This is a genomic window from Rhodanobacteraceae bacterium, assembly GCA_024234055.1.
Classification (GTDB): domain Bacteria; phylum Pseudomonadota; class Gammaproteobacteria; order Xanthomonadales; family SZUA-5; genus JADKFD01.
Genome location: JACKOW010000013.1, coordinates 83,169 through 102,188 on the forward strand (window position 1 = coordinate 83,169; position 19,020 = coordinate 102,188).

Below are 19,020 nucleotides of genomic sequence, written 5' to 3' on the forward strand. Positions count from 1 at the left end.
AATGGTACCTCGCGGGAGCAGCCCGACCCAAGCATCTGGCACGGTTGTTGATCATGCGAAGATCAACCGGCTGTTCCGGCCCAGGGCTCGGGTGGTTCCTGGTCATGCAGGGGCGCGAAGTCCGATCCGCCAATGGTGCAGAGTGTCTCTGGCCTGCCCCTCTGATGATTACCAGGCGTTCGGAGAGCGCGCGGCAGACGCCGCGCGAACGCGCTTCGAGGCCAGGCTACTTCGCGATCAGCAGCAGCAGCGAACGCCCCTGCACACCGTACACCGTCCACTCGCCGCCGATGAAGGCTTCCGAGCCCGGCACCGCCACGGCGTTCGGACCTTCGTTCCAGGTGGCGGTGTCGGTGACGCGATACCACTGCTTGCCGGCACCGGGCCAGGGCAAGGTGAAGTTCACCATGCCCGACCAGCCGTTATAGGCGACGTAGATGGCGCTGGCGGAATCGCCGAATTCGCTGCCATCGATGCGCCAGGCAAGGGCGTGGTTGTTGACGTTGTTGAAATAGCTGGCGTCGGCGACGCCGCCGTCGGGTTTGAACCAGCGCAGCTGCTCCATGACGTTGCCGTTGGTGTCGCTGGCCGAATAGAAATTCAGCGGCCGCAGCGCCGGATGGGCCTTGCGGAAGGCGATCAATCGGCTGGTATAGGTCCGATGGTTGCTTTCATTGGCATCCAGCGACCAGTCCAGCCAGTTGGCGGCGGAATCGAGGTTGTAGACATTGTTGTTGCCGAACTGGGTGCGCAGCATCTCGTCGCCACCGGTGATCATCGGCACGCCGGCGCTGAGCATCATGAAGGCCAGACCGGTGCGGGCGGCCTTGCGCTGGTCGGCGGCAATGCCGGCCTGGTCCCAGCTGTGATTGTTGTCGTCGCCGCCGTCGGAGGGTCCGAAGGGCCAGGGCTGGTTGTTCTGCTTGCTGTTGTAGGCGTACAGATCGCGCAGCGTGAAACCGTCGTGGGCGACCATGAAATTGACCGAATGCCAGGGCTTGCGGCCGTCGTCTCCATACAGATCCGATGAGCCGGCAAAACGCGAGGCCATTTCGCCCGGGGATACTGCTTCCACGCCCATCTGGTTCTGTTTCTTGCGCAGGGCGTCGCGGTACTTGCCGTTCCACTCGGCCCAGCCCGAGGGAAAGCCGCCGACCTGATAGGAATTGCCGCCGATGGCCCAGGGCTCGGCGATGTGATCCACGCCGCTGCCGCCGCCAGCCGCGCGCGGCGGCAGTTCGTTGACGATGCGATTGAGCGCGTTGCCGGCGTCCATCTTGTCGAAATTGAAGCAGCCGTGCTGACAGGTATTGCCCAGCACCGACGCGAGGTCATAGCGGAAGCCATCCACGCCCAGGCTGTCACGCCAGTAGGCCAGCGAGTCGATGATCAGGTTCTGGGCGATGGGATTGCGGGTGTTGTAGTTGCCACCGACGCCGGTGTTGTCCCAGGAGTACTTGAGATCGCTGGTCAGCGAGTAGTACGTGGGATTGTCCAGACCGCGCCAGGATTGGATGTTGTACACCGTGAGGCCATCGCTGCCGCCCCAGGCGCCGCCTTCGCCGGTGTGGTTGTAGACCACATCGATGTAGACCTTGATGCCGACGTCGTGAAAGGCCTTGACCATGGCCCGCCATTCACGGGTCGGGCCGCCTGCCGTTTTGTCCGAAGAGTAGCGGCGATCCGGGGCAAAATAGTTCAGGGTCATGTAGCCCCAGTAGTTGTCGCCAGCGGTCGAGTTGGGATCGACGTCATTGGTGTCGTTCTGGGTCTCCTGCACCGGCAGGAATTCGACGGCGGTGACGCCCAGGCTGGCGAGGTAGCCGGCCTTTTGCGCCGCGCCGGCATAGGTGCCGCGCAGTGCGGCCGGCACGCTGGAATCATTCTTGGTCAGACCACGGACATGGACCTCGTAGACCACCTCGTCCTTCAGCGCACGGGTGGGCTTGGTGCCGGTGGACACGCTGATCGGCGCCAGCACGATGCCCTTGGGGGCGCAGGCGCCGCTGTCCTTGTTGCGATGACTGGCGCCGCTGGCGTAGATGGTGCCGTCGGTGCAGCTGGGCGTGTTCGGATCCTGGCTCATCTCCAGCGCGTAGGGATCGAGCAGCAGCTTGTTGGGATTGAAGCGATTGCCGCTGTTGTCCACATCGCTGATGAAACCGGTGCCGGTGCCCTTCTTCCAGGTGCTGCTGTAGGTCCAGTTCGGGCCCCAGGCGCGGTAGCCGTAGTAGACGGTGCCGGTCAGGCCATAGCTGTTCTTCAACGTCGCCACCGACACGGTCTTCGACCAGACCTGGGTGGCGGCATCCTTGGTCAACACATATTTGACCACTTCCTGCGCACCTGAGGGTGTCTTGTACAGCCACACCTCGATGCGCGTGGCGCGCGAGGAATAGACACGGAAGCTGATGTTGGCCTGGCTGGCGTCGTATCTGGCGCCCAGGTTGTGGGTGTTGATCGCGGCCGAGGCCAGCGTGGCGCCGAGCGCGCACAGCAGCAGCAAAACAGACAGGCACAGGCGCACGGCGCCGGCGTGGCGCAGCTTCAGTACAGTCACGTGATTCCTCCCCAGGAAACGTCAGAGTCTTCACCGCGGCCCTGAAAGCCGAGCTTTCCCCAAAGCCACCGGGGCTTTCACGCCCCGTCGTTGCGGTGTGGCGCAATTACACGCCACTCAGTGCCAGAAAGCTGAACCCGGGCGGAATTTGCAAACGTATTCATCTGCGAAGACGGCAGTTCCAGCCGACGGACGGTAGCGAGAGCGGCGAGCACAAGGTGCGAATGCGTCATTGCGATCCACCTGTTTCGGCCCAACACTGCGCACGGGCCATGAACCCGGTGTCGTAGGTCATGTTGTCCGCGTCAGCGGACTACGTGACATCGAATTGCGTCACGTAGCTCGCTACGCGAGCAACGTGACCTACAACAGCAAATCAACAACTTGCGATATGGGTTCATGGAGAGGAACAAAGTGACGAAGCAATCCAGTGCATGTCGGCCCGCCTCTGGATTGCTTCTCCCGGATCAAGTCCGGGGTCGCCATGACGCGGAGTGAGGCGCTTTGGTAGGTCCAGATCGCGCGGCCGCTCTTGATCTGCACAGTACGCAAAGCGGCGCCGCAGCGCGGCGCCCTCCACAGCCGCCGCCCGCTGCTCAGCTTTCCGTAGTCGCTGCCATTCAAGTAAATCAATGACGTGCGGCATGGGTTTATGGAGAGCCACCTTTTCCCTTGGTGAAATGCCCACAAGCCATGAACCTCCACCGTCATCCCGGCGCCCTGATCTCCAACCGCCAATCGCCACCTTCTGCACCAACTGACCGCAATCTCGTGGCGCTCTTTCGCGCCTACCGACAACTGCGCGCCGATTCACTGTAGACGAAGGCTTCCATGCCCAGCTCGCCTTCTCGCGCACGAGCGCCGAGTTGGTAGCTGGTGTCGGCTCGCACCACCAGTTTCATCGTCAACAGGGCGCGATCGGTGCGGCTGACACGTGCGCCTTCAGGATCTCGCGGCATGCCTGGGTCCGGCTTGTTCAGCTGGTCTTCTGGCGCCATCGCGGTTTCCCCAAGCCGGGTCCGAACCTCCTGAAGGCGAGATTCCTGCAGCATGCCCAGGCGCGGACGCGTCCGCAGCGTCAGCACGTATTGCCCCGCGGGCAAGGTCAGTCGGCCTATCAGATCGGTGGGCGCGGGCTTGCCATCCACTTCCAGAATGTCGACCTTGGCGACGCCGCCATAGGTCTTGGCGCCCCCGCTGACAAAGCCGCAGCCGCTGGGTTGGTCAGCGGCTGCCGCCGCCACGGTCAGGGTATAGGCCGGAATCCGGATCAGATCAGCCGCGCCATTCACGATCAGGGGCTGTTTGCCGCGCAGCAAGGTCATCTGCACCTGCCCGTCATCACTGGCCAGCGCCTCCTTCAGACGTGCCACCAGACCGTCGGCCTCGACCATGGAATAGCCATTGATGTCGACGATCTGATCGCCCACGGCCAGGCCCATGCGCTCGCCCGCACCACCCGGGGTCAGCGCCAACACGATCAGTCCCTCCGGTGCGGTGCTGCGCACATCGAGCACGGCGCCAAGTTCGAAGCGCTGCTGCTCGGGATGGCTGATGGCGAGCGGCTCTCCAGGTGCGCCGCTGCGCACCACGGTATCGGCGATGGCGTCGTCGACCGCTCGGCCCAGCTCCGATTCCAGGGCACCGCGCGCGTCACTCTGGGCGTGTGCGCCGAAATGGGCCATGGCCAGGGCGCAGCTGATGAGTCTTAGTTGGGTATTCATGGCTATCTCCTAGATGCGAACAGTGGTGTGGCGGGGTGTTTCCGGAACCGGCAGTTCTTGCCCGCGCAGGATCTGCTCACGCTGTTGCCACAGTGGCGCCAGCTCGGCGTCGCTGGCGCCATCCAGTACCCGCCGCTGCAGTTCGCGATCGAGCGCCCGCAGGGCGGTGGTCTGGTAGGTGGGCTCCGGCGGTAAGGACTGCGTGGCTTGCGGAAGCGTTGCAGGCTGATGCCAGAGCAGCACCGGCACCGCCGCCAGCATCAGCGCTGCCGCCATCGCATAGGGCCAGCGCGCCCGCGGTCGCCGTTGCGGCTTGAACTCGGCTACGTGGGCGGCCTGCAGGGCCAGCCACACGGAGGGCGGCGGCGATTCCTCGGGCAACTGCGCCAGACGCTGACGCAGCGCGTGCAGCTCGGATTCCGTGCTCATTCGAATACCTCGGCGTTCAATTTCAATCGGGCCACAGCCCGCGACAACAGCGACTTTGACCAGCTCTCGCTGCGCCCATAGCGCTCGGCGAGTTCCTTGTGCGACCAGCCTTCCATCAGGGTCAGCCACAGCACGCTGCGGGCCATTGGCGAGAGTTCGGCCATGGCGGCCGCCAGGTCCAGCGCGCGTCCGCGGTCATCGCCGTCTGCCGGCAGCTCAGGAATCTCGTCCAGTTCCACGGTCGGGCGCTCGCGGCGCTGCTGATCGATGGCCAGATTGGCGGTGATGCGTTTCAGCCAGGGCCCCAGAGCTGCGCCGTCGCGGAATCCGGCCAGACCTCGGAGCGCCCGCAGAAAGGTCTCCTGGGTCAGATCTTCGGCCTGGCTGCGGCACCCGCTCAAACGCAGTGCCAAGCTGAACACCGCCGCCGAGTGGCGCAAATACAGCGCGGCAAAGGCGGCGTGATCACCGCCCCTGGCTTGTGCCAGCCAGGTTTGTTCGGAGTCATGGTCGTGGGCGAATGGCGGGTTCATGGTCAGCTATACGGTGGCAGGAGTTGATTCGTCGCAACCACCCATAGGCCCCTGTCCAAAGTTTCTTGATGCGTCATTGCGAGCCGCCTGTTTCGGCCCGACGCTGCACGCCGGCCATGACCCCCCCGGCGTCATTGCGACCCCGGACTTGATCCGGGGGAAGCAATCCGGGGATGTGCGGCGCTACCCTGGATTGCTTCGTCGCTGCGCTCCTCGCAATGACGCATCAACAACTTACGATATGGGCTCATGAAGAGGAACGAAGGCCCGTCGGATCGGCGATCATCCATCCATGCAAGCCGCCCTTAGCCTCGACGAACTCAAACGCCAGATCCATGCCGGCGTCCGTTTCCCTCACCTGTATTTCTGGAGCCACGAAGGACCCGCGGATCGCGACGTGGGCAAGAGCTGCCTGAGCCAGTGGTATCCGGCGCGTTTCCGGGTCGACTCGGTGGCCTATCCCAGTGCCGAGCACTACATGATGGCCGAGAAGGCGCGCTTCTTTGGCGATTCGGCCAAGCGCCAGCAGATCCTGCAGGCACCAACGCCCGCCGCCGCCAAGGCACTGGGGCGTGAGGTCGGAAACTTCGATGCGGATCGTTGGAGCCAGGCCCGCGTCGACATCGTGATCGCCGGCAATCTGGCCAAGTTCGCGCAGAACCCGGCGCTGGAGGCATTTCTGATGGGTACCGGCGACCAGATTCTGGTCGAAGCCAGTCCGGTAGACCTGATCTGGGGTATTGGACTCGCCGAAAACGATCCTGCCGCGGCAGACCCCTGGGCCTGGCGTGGCGAGAACCTGCTCGGCTTCGCGCTGATGGCCGTGCGCGAGAAGCTGATCGCCGGGCAAGCCCACGATCACGGTCACGGCTGGAGCCTCGACGAGTAGGTCACGTTGGCCATCATTCACCGGCCCCCGAGCCCTGTCCGCTGACATTGATTAGACTCTGGACATCGCAAACCAGGTGCCCGGGATGAAATCGCTGATCGACCAGCTGGCCAATTACGCCAGCTATCACCGTGACACGCGCAATATCGCCACCCACTTTGCCGGCATTCCGATGATCGTGCTGGCCGTCGCCGTGCTGCTGTCGCGCCCGGCCTTGCTGATCAACGGGATCGCGCTGTCGCCGGCGGTGCTGCTGAGCCTGATCGCAATCGGCTACTACGCGGCGCTGGACCTGCGCTACGGCATGGTCATGGGCGTGCTCTTCGCCGGGATGCTGTGGCTGGCCCATTGGCTGGCCTGGCAATCCATCGCCTACTGGCTGTCCGCCGGCATCGGACTGTTCGTGATCGGCTGGGCGCTGCAGTTCCTAGGCCACTATTACGAAGGCCGCAAGCCGGCCTTCGTCGATGATCTGATGGGCCTGGCCATCGGCCCGCTGTTCGTGCTGGCCGAAGCCGGATTCCTGCTGGGGCTGCGCAATGACGTGCGCGCAGCCATCGAAGAGAGGGTCGGGCCGACCCGCACCGGCACGGCTGCGCAGGAATAATGATCAGAGCGGTGTCTTGCAACTCGCGTTGACCGCGCAGCGGGCTGCGTCACCTGCCAGACACCGCTAGCACCTGAATAAGAGATTGTCCGCAAAGGACGCAAAGTACGCGAAGGATTCAATAGCCGGCTGGCTGAGCGGCGACCTGGGTCGAATCGCGCCAACTGCCATATCGGATTGGCTCTACTTTGCGTCCTTTGCGCTCTTTGCGGACAAAAACAACTGCCCCGGAGCCACCCGTGAACTCACCCGACCCCATCGCCCTGTCACGCGCCCGGCGCCAGTATCAGCGTGGCGAAACCTATCTGGCCTCCGGTCATCTGGATGCGGCGATCAGCGCCTTCGAATCGACTTTGAGCGAATTTGCCGGACATGCGCCGGCGGCATTGCAGCTGGCGATGCTGGAACTGCAACGCGGCAACTTCAGGCGCTCCCATCAGCTGGCGCTGAGCGCGGCGCGCATGGACATCGGCTCTCCGGCCGTGGCGCTGCTGCTGATCCGGCAACTGGTGGCCGTCGGTCAATCAGCCATGGTGCTGGATATCTGCAGCCAGTTGCCGCCGCCGATGTGGGATTCGGCGCAATCACTGGCCACGGTGGCGCAGCAACTGAGCCGGGTCGGCGCCCATCGCATGGCTCGTGGCTATGCACGGGCTGCGGTCGAACGCGATCCAAGGCATCCGCCCAGCCTGCACATGCTGGCCGGACTCGAAGTGTTTTTCGGCGAGACCGAAGCCGCCGTCGATCTGCTCGAGCGTGCTCTAGCCATCCATCCGGATCTGGTCGATGCCTATTGGCTGCTGTCGCGCCTGCGTCAGCCGGATGCGCCGGCGCGCATCGCCCGTATCGAACAGGCACTGACCCGGGTAGCACCCGGCGAGGACGAGGCCTTCCTCGCCTATGCGCTGCACAACGAGCTGCACGACAGCCGCGACTACCCGCGGGCCTGGGCGGCGCTGGAACGCGCCTGCCGTGCCAAACGCCGGCAACTGAACTACGACCCGGCCTCGATGCGTTCGCTGTTCGAGCGCCTGAAGATGTGGTCACCCGCCGAAGTCGAAGCCGCCCGCGGCACCGACCAGCGCGATCTGACGCCGATCTTCGTGGTCGGCATGCATCGCTCCGGCACCACCTTGATCGAGCGCATCATCGGCGGCCATTCACAGGTGGCAGCCGCTGGCGAAACCTACGAGTTCCCGACCCAGCTGCGGCTGGCCAGCGGCCGCTACACCTCGGCGGTGGTCGATGAGGAGATGGTCAGGCAGCGGGTGGGTTTCGACTACCGTGCAATGGGCGAGGGTTTCCTCGCCGGCATGCGCTGGCGCAGTCGCGAAAAAGCCTTCGTGACCGACAAGCTGCCGTCGAACTTCCAGAACATCGGCTTCATTGCCCAGGCGCTGCCGCACGCGCGCTTCATCCATGTCTGTCGGAATCCCATCGACACCGGCCTGTCCAATCTGCGCACGCTGTTCACAGCGGCCTGCCCCTATTCCTATGATCAGCTCGAATTCGTCGACTACTACCGCGAATATCAGGCCCTGATGCAACACTGGCACCAGCTGTTCCCGGGGCGGATCCTGGATGTGCATTACGAAGACGTGATCGCCGACTCGCTAGGCGCGGCGCAGCGCATGGCCGAGTTCTGCGGCCTGCCCTTCGAGCCCGGCATGGTTGACATCGAACGCAGTGACGATCCGGTGGCCACGGCCTCAAGCGTGCTGGTGCGCGACGGCATCCGCAAGGATCGCTCCAGCTTGTGGAAGGCCTATGCCGAGCAGATGCGGCCAATGCGCGAGGCGCTGGGGCAAGAAGGCTGAGTCCGCACGCGCTGTTGCTGCTGAACCGCGATCGCGAGACAAAGGCGGGACGCAAAGGACGCGAAGGAAAGGCAGAAAGGTCGCGAATAGGAGCCACTTCTCAGCGCAGCCCCGGACGTAGCGCGGCTCCGGCGCGCGCAGCCTCCGGGCGAGCGAAGAGGCGCATCGCACCGGCGGCCGCGGCCTGGCTGGGTGGGTGAGAGCAAGAACTGGACGCAAAGAACGCGAAGGAAAGGCAGAAAGGTCGCGAAGAGGAGCCACTACTCAGTGCAGCCCCGGACGTAGCGCGGCTCCGGCGCGCGAAGCCTCCGGGCGAGCGAAGAGGCGCATCGCGCCGGCGGCCGCGGCATCCAGGCGACATCTGCTTGCCATGGACGGGAGCAGGAGCGGGTCGCGAAGGACGCCAAGGAAAAGCAGAAAGGTCGCAAAGGAAGGCGTTTTGGTTAGGACCCGGCCTAAGACCGAATCGAGCACCCATCCCATGAATTGCTCTCCTTCGCGTCCTTTCTGCTTTTCCTTCGCGTCCTTCGCGTCCGGCTTCTGGCACCAGCAGCGCCGTCAAGGTGACTACGCCGCCGGGCGCCGCGCGTTGGCCGTCTGGGCGCGCTTTTCGTCCATGCGGACGCGCGGACCCGGCGGACGCGCGGACCCGGCCTTCTATGAGGGCTTTCCGAACGTCAAGGAATCTGCGGTTCGTTTTGCTTTCCGTTACATGAACTTCCGTTGTCGTTGCGGCGATCCTGCCGTCATCCTCAAGTGATCGGTCGAAGAGCCAGTTTTCGCTGGACCACCTTCTATTCGTGTCCACTCACTGCGGATCACCTTTTGCCGTTTTCGCTGTTGCGAAAGCTGCCGATCCAAGGGCGCCCCATCTACAAGAACGGTGGTCTTGAACCACCCAGGCCGGGTACGGGCGCCCGCCTTGCTGATGTTGACTGGTCGCGTTTCTGTTGCGTTCGTTCTCGCGTTTTCGGGTTCTGTGGCTTAATTCAAGCCGCCATCTGCAGCTGCGCAGCTTCGCCCATGCTCGGCATCCGCACCTCCTTCAGGCGTACGCCTTCCGGGATCACACCGTACTCCAGGTACCGCCAGAGCAGGATCGACAGCCGCCGCGCCAAGGCCACGATGCCGCGCTTGCGCGAGGCCTTGCCGACGCCGAATTTCTCTTGAAACCAGCGCGTTAAGTCGGTGTCCGGCTGGTGGCGGATCCAGCGCCACGCCAGTTCCACCATCATCGCTCGCAGATTAGGCGGCCCGCATTTGCTGATTCCCTGCTCATGGCTTGAATTGCCGGACTCGAACGGGGTTCCGGTCAAACCCATGAAACCGCCGACCTGACGCCGGTTCTTGAAGCCGCGCCAACCGAAGGCTTCGAACACCACCGGCCAGGCCGTATGCACGCCCACACCCACCAATCCCATCAGCTGCCACACCTGCTCCACCATCCGGGCGTGCTCCACAACCTCGCCGGCGCGCGCCTTCTTCAGCGATGAGATCTGCTCCGCTTCCACCGCGCGAATCTGCTTCCTCGTCAGCAATATGTGTTCCTGCAAACGCTTGAGCTCAGCTTGAATCGACTCCGGCAACGCCTCCCCAAAGCAGTCCTTGATCCGCTCAACCTGGGTGCTCGGCTTGGGCTTGACCAAGGTCGCGCCCAGGCTCACCAGCAGCGATTCCCAGCGCAACTCGTGCTGCGTCTTCACCTTCACCCAGTGATCGCGTTCGCGATGCCGCCGCCGCGCCATTTCGACGTCTGCCGGCGGCACGTTGATCGCGTACTTGTCCACGTCTTCATCGAGCGTGCGACGCAATTGCAACACCAGTCGGCGCACGTCCAACCGGTCGGTCTTGGCCTGCTTGCGCGATGGCTTCTCGATCGCATTGCTCGCCCACTCATGCACATCGATCCCCAACCTCTTGAGCATGCGATACGGATAGTGGCCGTGACGGCCAGCCTCGAAGCACGCCAGCACCCGCGTCTCCGGCGGCAGACCCAGTCGCTGCTTCGCCCGGTCAATCAGCGCCAGCAGCGCGGTCCAGTCGTCACCCGTAATCTCATGCACCGAGGGGTTGCGTTCGAACCGCCCCAAAATCCCGATCTTCCACTTCTTCATCGACAACTCGATCGCCACGCACAGCACCGGAAGCGTGATGTTGAAAGTGGTAGCGTTTGCAGCGAGGGTCGTGGACATCAGCGCAGCTCCTTGAGGTTTAGGCACCGCAGAGGATCTCGCGTCCACGGCCCTCATGGCATCTACGACCGAATCGAGCATCCATCTCAGGACTTGCTCTCCTTCGCGTCCTTTCTGCTTTTCCTTCGCGTCCTTCGCGTCCCGCTTCCGGCCCCGGCCCGGCCTCGACGAGACAATCCGTTGATTCTTGCCTCGGGGACGGCGTGCTAGTCTTCAGGGGCTGTGTGGGAGAGACCGGATGCGTCCGGCGCCGAAGGAGCAACCGCCCCGGAAACTCTCAGGCCAAAGGACCGCACGGCAGCTGTGGACATCTGGAAAGAGGCACCGGCCTTCGGGTCCGGCGTCCGCCGAAGGGGTTACGCTCTCAGGCAAAGCCGACAGATGGGGCTGAAGGAACGCCATGACGTTCCATGCCCGCCCGTCTTCGGAGTTTTCCCATGAGCGCCCCGGTCACCCTGCGTCAACCGCATCTCGCTTCCGAGTTCCAGCACCGCCATATCGGTCCTTCGCCACACGAAACTGCCGACATGCTGGCGGCCATCGGCGCTGAATCGCTGGATGAGTTGATGGCGCAGACGCTGCCGATTTCGATCCGGCAGATGCGTCCGCTGGGCATTGGCGAAGCCGTCAGCGAAACCGAGGCGCTGGAGCGCATGCGCGCCATCGCCGAGCGCAATGAGGTCTATACCTCGCTGATCGGACAGGGCTATCACGGCACCCACCTGCCGCTGGTCATCCAGCGCAATATTCTCGAGAACCCGGCCTGGTACACCGCCTACACGCCGTACCAGCCGGAGATCAGCCAGGGTCGGCTCGAAGCCCTGTTGAACTTCCAGACCATGGTCACCGAGCTGACCGGGCTGGATGTCGCCAATGCCTCGCTGCTGGATGAAGCAACGGCCGCGGCCGAAGCCATGGCCGTGGCCCAGCGCAGTTCCAAGTCCAAGCTCACCGCCTTCTTTGTCGACGCCGACTGCCATCCGCAGACGATCGCGCTGCTGCGTACCCGCGCCGAGCCGCTGGGCTGGAGCGTCATCGTCGGCGATCCGGACACCGATCTCGACGCCTCGCAGGTCTTTGGCGCGCTGCTGCAGTACCCGGGCAGCAGTGGCGCGGTCCGCGACTTCCGCGGCGCCATCGCCCGGATCAAGGCAGCGGGTGCGGTAGCGGTGATGGCCGCCGATCCGCTGGCGCTGACGCTGCTGACACCGCCGGGCGAACTCGGCGCCGATATCGCCATCGGTTCGACCCAGCGCTTTGGCGTGCCGATGGGGTACGGCGGTCCGCACGCGGCCTACATGGCCGTGCGCGACAGCTTCAAGCGCTCGATCCCGGGTCGGCTGATCGGCGTCTCGGTCGACAGCCGTGGCCAGCCCGCCTACCGCTTGTCGCTGCAGACCCGCGAGCAACACATCCGCCGCGAGAAGGCCACCAGCAATATCTGCACCGCGCAGGTGTTGCTGGCGGTCATCGCCTCGATGTACGCGGTCTATCACGGCCCCGAGGGCCTGCGCGCCATTGCCGAGCGCATCCACCGCCGCGCCAGCACGCTGGCGGCGGGCCTCGCTGATCTGGGCTTCCCGGCGCGGGCGCATCACTATTTCGATTGCATCACGGTGGATGCCGGCGAGCGCCAGGCGGCCATCGTCGAGCGCGCCTTGGCGGCCCGCATCAATTTGCGCGTGCTGGCCGATGGCGCCCTCGGCATCAATGTCGACGAGACCACCACGCCAGCGGTCATCGAAGCACTGTGGTCGGTATTCGGTGGCGAGCTGCGCTATGCCGAGGTCGAGGCCGAACGCGGCCCGGCCCTGCCACCGGAGCTGCTGCGCAAGGGTAGCTGCCTGAAACACCCGATCTTCTCCCGCTACCGCTCGGAGACCGAGTTGCTGCGCTATATGCGCAAGCTGTCGGATCGCGATCTGGCACTGGACCGGGCCATGATTCCACTCGGCTCGTGCACGATGAAGCTCAATGCCACCGCCGAGATGATTCCGATCACCTGGCCCGAATTCGGCGCGCTGCATCCTTTTGCGCCGGCCAATCAGGCCTTGGGCTACGCCCAGATGTTCGAGGAACTCAGAAGCTGGCTGTGCGACATCACCGGCTACGATGCAGTTTCGCTGCAGCCCAATTCCGGCGCCCAGGGTGAATATGCCGGTCTGCTGGCGATCCGTGCCTACCACCTGAGTCGCGGCGACAGCGAGCGCAAAGTCTGCCTGATCCCGTCCAGCGCCCACGGCACCAATCCGGCTTCGGCGCAGATGGTCGGCATGGATGTGATCGTGGTCAGCTGCGACAGCGACGGCAATGTCGATGTCGACGACCTGCGCGCCAAGGCCGAAAAATACAGTCCCCGGCTGGCGGCACTGATGGTCACCTACCCGTCCACGCACGGAGTGTTCGAAGAGCGCATCGGCGAGATCTGCCAGATCGTCCACCAGCACGGCGGGCAGGTTTACCTTGACGGTGCCAACCTCAACGCGCAGGTCGGCCTGGCGCGCCCCGGCGATTACGGCGCCGATGTCAGCCATCTGAATCTGCACAAGACCTTCTGCATTCCGCACGGCGGCGGCGGTCCGGGCATGGGCCCGATCGGTGTCAAGGCGCATCTGGCACCCTTCCTGCCCGGCCATCCGGTGCTCGATGACGGCCGTGCACCGGTGGGTCCGGTGTCGGCGGCACCTTATGGCTCGGCCTCGATCCTGCCGATCTCCTATGCCTACATCCTGATGATGGGCAGCGAGGGCCTGAAGCGCGCCACCGAGATCGCCATCCTCAACGCCAACTACATCGCCGCGCGGCTGGACGAGCATTTCCCGGTGCTCTACCAGAACCACAACGGCCGCGTCGCCCACGAATGCATCATCGATCCGCGGCCGCTGAAGGAATCCGCCGGCGTCAGCGTCGACGACATTGCCAAGCGTCTGATCGACTACGGCTTCCACGCCCCGACCATGAGCTTCCCGGTGGCCGGCACGCTGATGATCGAACCCACCGAGTCGGAGGCCAAGGTGGAACTGGATCGTTTCTGCGACGCCATGATCGCCATCCGCCACGAAATCGCAGCGGTGGAAGCAGGCAAATATCCGATCGAACAGTCGCCGCTGCGCCACGCCCCGCACACCGTGCACGATCTGGCGCAGGCCGAGTGGAATCGCCCCTATAGCCGCGAAGAAGCGGTGTTTCCGGCCGGTGTCGAGCGTCAGGACAAGTACTGGTGCCCGGTCGGTCGGGTCGACAACGTCTACGGCGATCGCAACCTGATCTGCATCTGCCCCTCACCCGAGGAATACCGCGAGGAAGCCGCATAGGCATCCGCAGGCGCGCCCTTGCGGCGCGACCACGTCCCGCGCTGCACGGCGGGAACCGACAACTGCGGCGAACCGTCGCCAAGAGCGGGACGCAAAGAACGCAAAGGAAAAGCAGAGAGGACGCAGAGAACGGCCAAGAAATGCTGGAAGGGCTTTCTCTGCGTTCTTTGCGATTCTCTGCGTTCTCCGCGTTCCAGCTTCTTGACCCCACCGGCCCGCGCAGGTCCGGGAAATGCGGGCTAGACTTGGTCAGAGCTCATCAGGGGAAAGCCAGGTATGACGGCAATGGTTCAACTTGCCTTGTCCGGACGGGTCGCCACGCTGACCATGAACCGTCCCGATGTCCACAACGCCTTCAACGCCGAGTTGATCGCGGAACTGACCGCCGCGCTGACGCGGGTCGGCGCCGATCCGGAAGTGCGGGCAGTGGTGCTCACCGGCACCGGCAAATCCTTTTCCGCCGGCGCCGATCTCAACTGGATGCGCGCCATGGCTGCCTACAGCGAGGCCGAGAACCATGCCGATGCGCTGAAACTGGCGGATCTGATGCGCACCCTCGCCTATCTGCCCAAGCCGACGATCGCCCGGGTGCAGGGTTCAGCTTTCGGCGGCGGTGTCGGCCTGATTGCCTGCTGCGACGTCGCCATCTGTGTGGAACAGGCCAAATTCGGCCTGACCGAGAGCAAACTCGGCCTGGTGCCGGCGGTGATCTCGCCCTATGTCGTCGCCGCCATCAGCGCGCGCCACGCCCGGCGCTGGTTCCAGAGCGGCGCCATCTTCGATGCCAGTCGAGCCCTGAGCATGGGACTGGTGCACGAGGTGGTGGCCGCCGATGACCTCGATCCCATGGTGGCCAACGAACTCGACGCCCTGCTCAAAGCCGGCCCGACCTCGGCACTGGTGGCCAAGCGACTGGTCGAAGGCATCTTCGGCCGCGACGAACCAGCCCAACGCAAACTCGACGAGCAAACCGCCGCGCTGATTGCCCGCCTGCGGGTGTCGCTGGAAGGCCAGGAGGGCCTCAGCGCCTTTCTCGAGAAGCGACCGCCGAACTGGCTGTGATTGGAGCGGGGAAAAAGGAAAAGGGGAAAAGGAAAAGGGAAGAGCGGGCGCAAAGCGGCTGTGTGGAGGGACGCGCGCCTGCGCGGCCGCTCTTGATACTCCGGCACACGCGAAGCGGCGCCGCAGCGCGGCGCCCTCCACAGCGGCCGACGCCAGTCTCGGGCTTCTGTAGGTCCAGACTCGTCTGGACGCTTTTTCTGCACGAAGCCAGGAGCGTCCAGACACGTCTGGACCCACAAAAGCCTTCTTCGTGTTCTCTCTGCTCGTCCCTTGCGTTCTCTGCGTCCGGCTTCTGGTCACGACTTGCCCCAGGGCATGATCGTCGCATCGCCGATCAGAGCCAGTCGCAAACCCCGGCAATCGACGGCCTATTCTGCAAAACTACACACCTGCCCTTGGCTGACCCCTTTTTCCTTTTCCCATTTCCCCTTTTCCCGCTGCATGGACCCCCGCATGTTTTCCAAGCTCCTGATTGCCAATCGCGGTGAGATTGCCTGTCGTATCCAGCGCACCTGCCGCCATCTGGGCATTGCCACGGTCGCGGTCTATTCCGATGCCGATGCGCGTGCGCAACATGTGCGCCTGGCCGACGAAGGTCGCTGGATCGGTGGATCGGCGCCGGCGGATTCTTACTTGCGCGGAGACCGGATCATCGAGGCTGCGCTGGCTACCGGTGCCCAGGCCATCCATCCGGGCTTCGGATTCCTCAGCGAGAACGCCGAATTTGCCGATGCCGTGGTCTCGGCCGGACTGGTCTGGGTTGGCCCCAGCGCCACCTCGATGCGCAAGATGGGCAGCAAGGCCGGTGCCAAGAACCTGATGAGCGCGGCCGGCGTGCCGGTGGTGCCGGGCTACACGGGCGAAGATCAGGACACCTCGTTGCTCGCGCGCGAAGCCGAGCGCGTGGGTTTCCCGCTGATGATCAAGGCCGCCCACGGCGGCGGCGGCAAGGGCATGCGTGTGGTCCGCGCCGCAGCCGAATTTCAGGCCGCACTGGAATCCTGCCAGCGCGAGGCGCGCGGCGCCTTCGGCAAGGATCGGGTGCTGCTGGAGCGCTATGTCGAGCGCCCGCGCCATATCGAGATCCAGATCTTCGGCGACCATGCGGGCGAGGTCATCCACCTCAATGAGCGCGAGTGCTCGGCCCAGCGGCGCTATCAGAAGGTCATCGAAGAATCGCCCTCGCCTTTCGTCACCCCCGAGCTGCGCGCAGCCATGGGCGCCGCCGCCATCCAGGCCGGCAAGGCCATCGACTACGCCAATGCCGGCACGGTCGAGTTCATCGTCGGCCCCGCCGGCGATTTCTATTTCATGGAGATCAACACCCGATTGCAGGTGGAGCATCCGGTGACCGAGATGGTCACCGGACTGGATCTGGTCGAACTGCAGCTGCAGATCGCCGCCGGCGCCAAGCTCGCTGATCTGGTGCCGGTACGCCCGGTGCCGACGCGCGGCCACGCCATCGAGGTGCGCCTGTACGCCGAGGATCCGGAACAGGGCTTTCTGCCCGGCAGCGGCAAACTCGAACTGCTGCACCTGCCGCAAACCGACGCTCGCGTGCGCATCGACTCCGGGGTGATCGAGGGCGATACGGTCAGCGTGCATTACGACCCGATGATCGCCAAGCTGATCGTGCACGAGGCCGATCGTGGCGAGGCCCTGGCGCTGCTGCGCGAGGCCCTGGCGCAGTCGGTGGTGGTCGGCCCCAAGAGCAACATCGATTTTCTGGAACGTCTGAGCCGGCACCCGGCGGTGGTCGAAGCCAGCATCGACACCGGCTATCTGGATCGTCATCTGGCCGAGGTCATGCCGGCGGCCGACGACGTGCCCGCGGACGTGCTGGCGGCAATCTGCGCGCGCGCGCTGCTCGATGAAGAGGCCGCAGCTGCAGCGGCGGCGCGCACCGGCACCGATCCGTACACGCCCTGGGCCATCGCCGATGGCTGGCGCCACGGCCATCCGGGCAAGCGCCTGAAGCATTTCCTGCATCGCGATCAGCTGATCGAAGTCTCGGTGCATGGCCATGACGGCAACTACACGCTCGATGTGGGCGGCCAGCGCCTGGAACTGCGCGGCGCCCGCAGCAGCGCTGACAGCGTCGATGTACTGATCGGCCAACGGGCGACGCGGCTGCGCGTGCTGGCCTTGCCGGGCGGCTACATGGCCCACAATGGCGAGCGTCGCTGGGTACTGGGCCTGCGTCATCCCTTCGCTTTCGAAGCCAGCGCCGCCAGCGCCGGCGATGTAGTGCGCTCGCCGATGCCGGGCCGGATCGTCGCGGTGCGTGTGGAGCCTGACGCCGAGGTCAGCGAAGGCCAGGAGCTGATGGTGATGGAAGCGATGAAGATGGAGATCACGCTGAAGGCTCCGCGCGCCGGCACCATTGCCGAGATCAGGGCCAGCGCCGGAGACTTTGTCGAAGCCGACGTGGTCCTGGTCAAGCTGGCAACGCCCTGATCGTCCCCGGCGCCTGCCTCGATCCGTTAGCTGCATCGATCGCGTCTTCCCATGCCAACGGAGTCATGCCGATGAATCAAGGGCCGAGAATCTGCCGCACCATCGGAATGACGCTGGCGCTGGCTGCGCTGCTCACTGCTTGCGAGTCGGTGCAGTTCCAGTCGCCCCCCAGCTGGCCGCTGGCCGCCTGCGATACCGATCTGGTCGGCGACTGGCGGGTGCAGGATCTGCAGAATCCCGGGTCGGGCGAGGGCGAGCAGTACCTGCGCGTCAGCAGCGACTGCGCGCACTGGCACACGATCAGCCTGGAGAAAGACGAGAACGGTCAGCTCAAGGCCGATGTCGATGACATCGAGGACGATATGGCACTGGGGATCGCCCACAGCGACCAGCAGTCCTACATCGCGGCCCTGGAGCATCCGGACAAGAGCGCGGGAACCAACCCGGCCAGCACACCCCGCGGCTATGTGCTGATCGCCTACGAGTTCGTCGATGATGCGCTGATCCTGCGACAGATCGATCCCAAGACCACGGCGCATCGGATCATCGATGGCGCCATTCCCGGTTGGGTGGACAAGCATGACCGCAATCCGGATGGCAGCCGTCGAGCCTATGGCAGCGAGTTCTCGGTCTTTGTCTTTGGCAGCAGCGAGGAGATTCGGGCAACACTCGAACAGCACGATCTGCGCGGTCCACCATGGATGTCCTTGCGACGCGTGGATGCCGCCACGAGCAAGCGCATTGATGAGTGGATGAAGCCGGCGCCGTAGTGTCAGTCCAGATGGCTATGCCGCGGGAACCCCGAGCGGCCGGACTGACGAGTCCAGGTCCCAGGTTGTTGATGTGTCATTGCGAGCCACCTGCTTCGGCCTGAAACTGCCCACGAGCCATGATCCCCCGGCGTCATTGCGACCCCGGACTTGATCCGGGGGAAGCAATCCAGGGGCGTGCGGCGCTACCCTGGATTGCTTCGTCGCTGCGCTCCTCGCAATGACACATCAACAACTTGCGATATGGGTTCATGGAGAGTCATCTTTTTCGGCCTGAAACTGCACACCGGCCATGAACCTGTGAGAGTGGACTCCGTCCGCGATCGATCCAGGCTACTGACTCCAAGTTCCCGGATCGCGGCTGAAGCCGCTCCCACAGCGCCACCATCATGGACGTCCTCCGGGCCAGCCTGCTGCTCGTGTGACGGGGAGACAGCCGACGATGTGCACCGCGAGATGACCCCTGCAGCGGCTCACTGGGCTGTGTCGCTTCACCGCGCAGCGAAGCTCTGAATGCTCTTCTTCATGTGCTCTCTGCTTTTCCTTTGCGTGCTCTGCGTCCGGCTTCTGACCGCGACCTGCCTCAGGACAGGATTGTCGCGCAGTCGGTCGCGCCGCGAGGGCGCTCCTACCGCGTGCGGTTCATGGCCTGTGATCAGTGTCGGG

General features: G+C 64.5%; 12 protein-coding genes and 1 riboswitch. Of the genes, 7 read left to right on the forward strand and 5 right to left on the reverse strand.

Annotated features, from left to right (window positions below; all coding sequences use genetic code 11):
• Positions 1-226 precede the first annotated feature (226 nt).
• The 4 genes from H7A19_17240 to H7A19_17255 all read right to left on the reverse strand — a co-directional run bounded on the left by H7A19_17240 (position 227) and on the right by H7A19_17255 (position 5,246).
• Entirely contained in the window at positions 227-2,545 is a 2,319-nt protein-coding gene (locus H7A19_17240) for a glycogen-debranching protein (protein ID MCP5476578.1), read from the reverse strand.
• Positions 2,546-3,348: 803 nt separating this feature from the next.
• A complete protein-coding gene (locus H7A19_17245; protein MCP5476579.1) occupies positions 3,349-4,284 on the reverse strand; it encodes a PDZ domain-containing protein in 936 nt (311 codons plus the stop codon).
• Positions 4,285-4,293: 9 nt separating this feature from the next.
• Complete coding sequence (locus H7A19_17250) at positions 4,294-4,713, reverse strand: hypothetical protein (protein ID MCP5476580.1); 420 nt, start codon at positions 4,711-4,713, stop codon at positions 4,294-4,296.
• The gene (locus H7A19_17255; protein ID MCP5476581.1) at positions 4,710-5,246 is read right to left on the reverse strand and encodes a sigma-70 family RNA polymerase sigma factor; all 537 of its coding nucleotides are present in this window, start codon (positions 5,244-5,246) and stop codon (positions 4,710-4,712) included. Before H7A19_17255 ends, H7A19_17250 begins: the two co-directional genes overlap by 4 nt.
• Positions 5,247-5,538: 292 nt before the next feature.
• On the opposite strand from H7A19_17255, the gene H7A19_17260 reads away from it, so the two are divergent.
• From H7A19_17260 to H7A19_17270, 3 genes are all read left to right on the forward strand, one after another.
• Positions 5,539-6,135, forward strand: a complete 597-nt coding sequence (locus H7A19_17260; GenBank protein MCP5476582.1) for an NADAR family protein — start codon at positions 5,539-5,541, stop codon at positions 6,133-6,135.
• Positions 6,136-6,220: 85 nt separating this feature from the next.
• Positions 6,221-6,742 carry a DUF962 domain-containing protein gene (locus tag H7A19_17265; GenBank protein MCP5476583.1) on the forward strand — a complete coding sequence of 174 codons (522 nt, stop codon included), beginning with the start codon at positions 6,221-6,223 and terminating at the stop codon, positions 6,740-6,742.
• Between the two features lie 239 nt (positions 6,743-6,981).
• On the forward strand, positions 6,982-8,559 hold the full coding sequence (locus H7A19_17270; GenBank protein MCP5476584.1) for a sulfotransferase: 1,578 nt from the start codon (positions 6,982-6,984) through the stop codon (positions 8,557-8,559).
• Positions 8,560-9,548: 989 nt separating this feature from the next.
• Here the strand turns inward: H7A19_17270 and H7A19_17275 are convergent.
• Positions 9,549-10,751, reverse strand: coding sequence for an IS110 family transposase (locus H7A19_17275; protein ID MCP5476585.1), 1,203 nt, complete (start codon positions 10,749-10,751; stop codon positions 9,549-9,551).
• Positions 10,752-10,966: 215 nt separating this feature from the next.
• Positions 10,967-11,054, forward strand: a riboswitch (glycine riboswitch).
• Between the two features lie 134 nt (positions 11,055-11,188).
• On the opposite strand from H7A19_17275, the gene gcvP reads away from it, so the two are divergent.
• The 4 genes from gcvP (at position 11,189) to H7A19_17295 (ending at position 18,354) form a co-directional block, all read left to right on the forward strand.
• Positions 11,189-14,065, forward strand: a complete 2,877-nt coding sequence (gcvP, locus tag H7A19_17280; protein ID MCP5476586.1) for an aminomethyl-transferring glycine dehydrogenase — start codon at positions 11,189-11,191, stop codon at positions 14,063-14,065.
• Positions 14,066-14,341: 276 nt separating this feature from the next.
• Positions 14,342-15,127: an enoyl-CoA hydratase/isomerase family protein gene (locus tag H7A19_17285; GenBank protein ID MCP5476587.1), complete on the forward strand. Its 786-nt coding sequence runs from the start codon at positions 14,342-14,344 to the stop codon at positions 15,125-15,127.
• 453 nt (positions 15,128-15,580) lie between these two features.
• Positions 15,581-17,584 (forward strand): ATP-grasp domain-containing protein, encoded by a 2,004-nt coding sequence (locus H7A19_17290; protein MCP5476588.1) that lies wholly within the window; start codon positions 15,581-15,583, stop codon positions 17,582-17,584.
• A gap of 71 nt (positions 17,585-17,655) precedes the next feature.
• Positions 17,656-18,354, forward strand: a complete 699-nt coding sequence (locus tag H7A19_17295; protein MCP5476589.1) for a hypothetical protein — start codon at positions 17,656-17,658, stop codon at positions 18,352-18,354.
• Positions 18,355-19,020: the final 666 nt, after the last annotated feature.

Bases quoted from the DNA above. Each gene is read 5' to 3' on its own strand.
- H7A19_17285 (MCP5476587.1), top strand. From the start codon at position 14,342: ATGACGGCAATGGTTCAACTTGCCTTGTCCGGACGGGTCGCCACGCTG.
- H7A19_17255 (MCP5476581.1), bottom strand. From the start codon at position 5,246: ATGAACCCGCCATTCGCCCACGACCATGACTCCGAACAAACCTGGCTG.
- H7A19_17245 (MCP5476579.1), bottom strand. From the start codon at position 4,284: ATGAATACCCAACTAAGACTCATCAGCTGCGCCCTGGCCATGGCCCAT.
- H7A19_17295 (MCP5476589.1), top strand. From the start codon at position 17,656: ATGAATCAAGGGCCGAGAATCTGCCGCACCATCGGAATGACGCTGGCG.
- H7A19_17250 (MCP5476580.1), bottom strand. From the start codon at position 4,713: ATGAGCACGGAATCCGAGCTGCACGCGCTGCGTCAGCGTCTGGCGCAG.
- H7A19_17265 (MCP5476583.1), top strand. From the start codon at position 6,221: ATGAAATCGCTGATCGACCAGCTGGCCAATTACGCCAGCTATCACCGT.
- H7A19_17290 (MCP5476588.1), top strand. From the start codon at position 15,581: ATGTTTTCCAAGCTCCTGATTGCCAATCGCGGTGAGATTGCCTGTCGT.
- gcvP (MCP5476586.1), top strand. From the start codon at position 11,189: ATGAGCGCCCCGGTCACCCTGCGTCAACCGCATCTCGCTTCCGAGTTC.
- H7A19_17275 (MCP5476585.1), bottom strand. From the start codon at position 10,751: ATGTCCACGACCCTCGCTGCAAACGCTACCACTTTCAACATCACGCTT.
- H7A19_17260 (MCP5476582.1), top strand. From the start codon at position 5,539: ATGCAAGCCGCCCTTAGCCTCGACGAACTCAAACGCCAGATCCATGCC.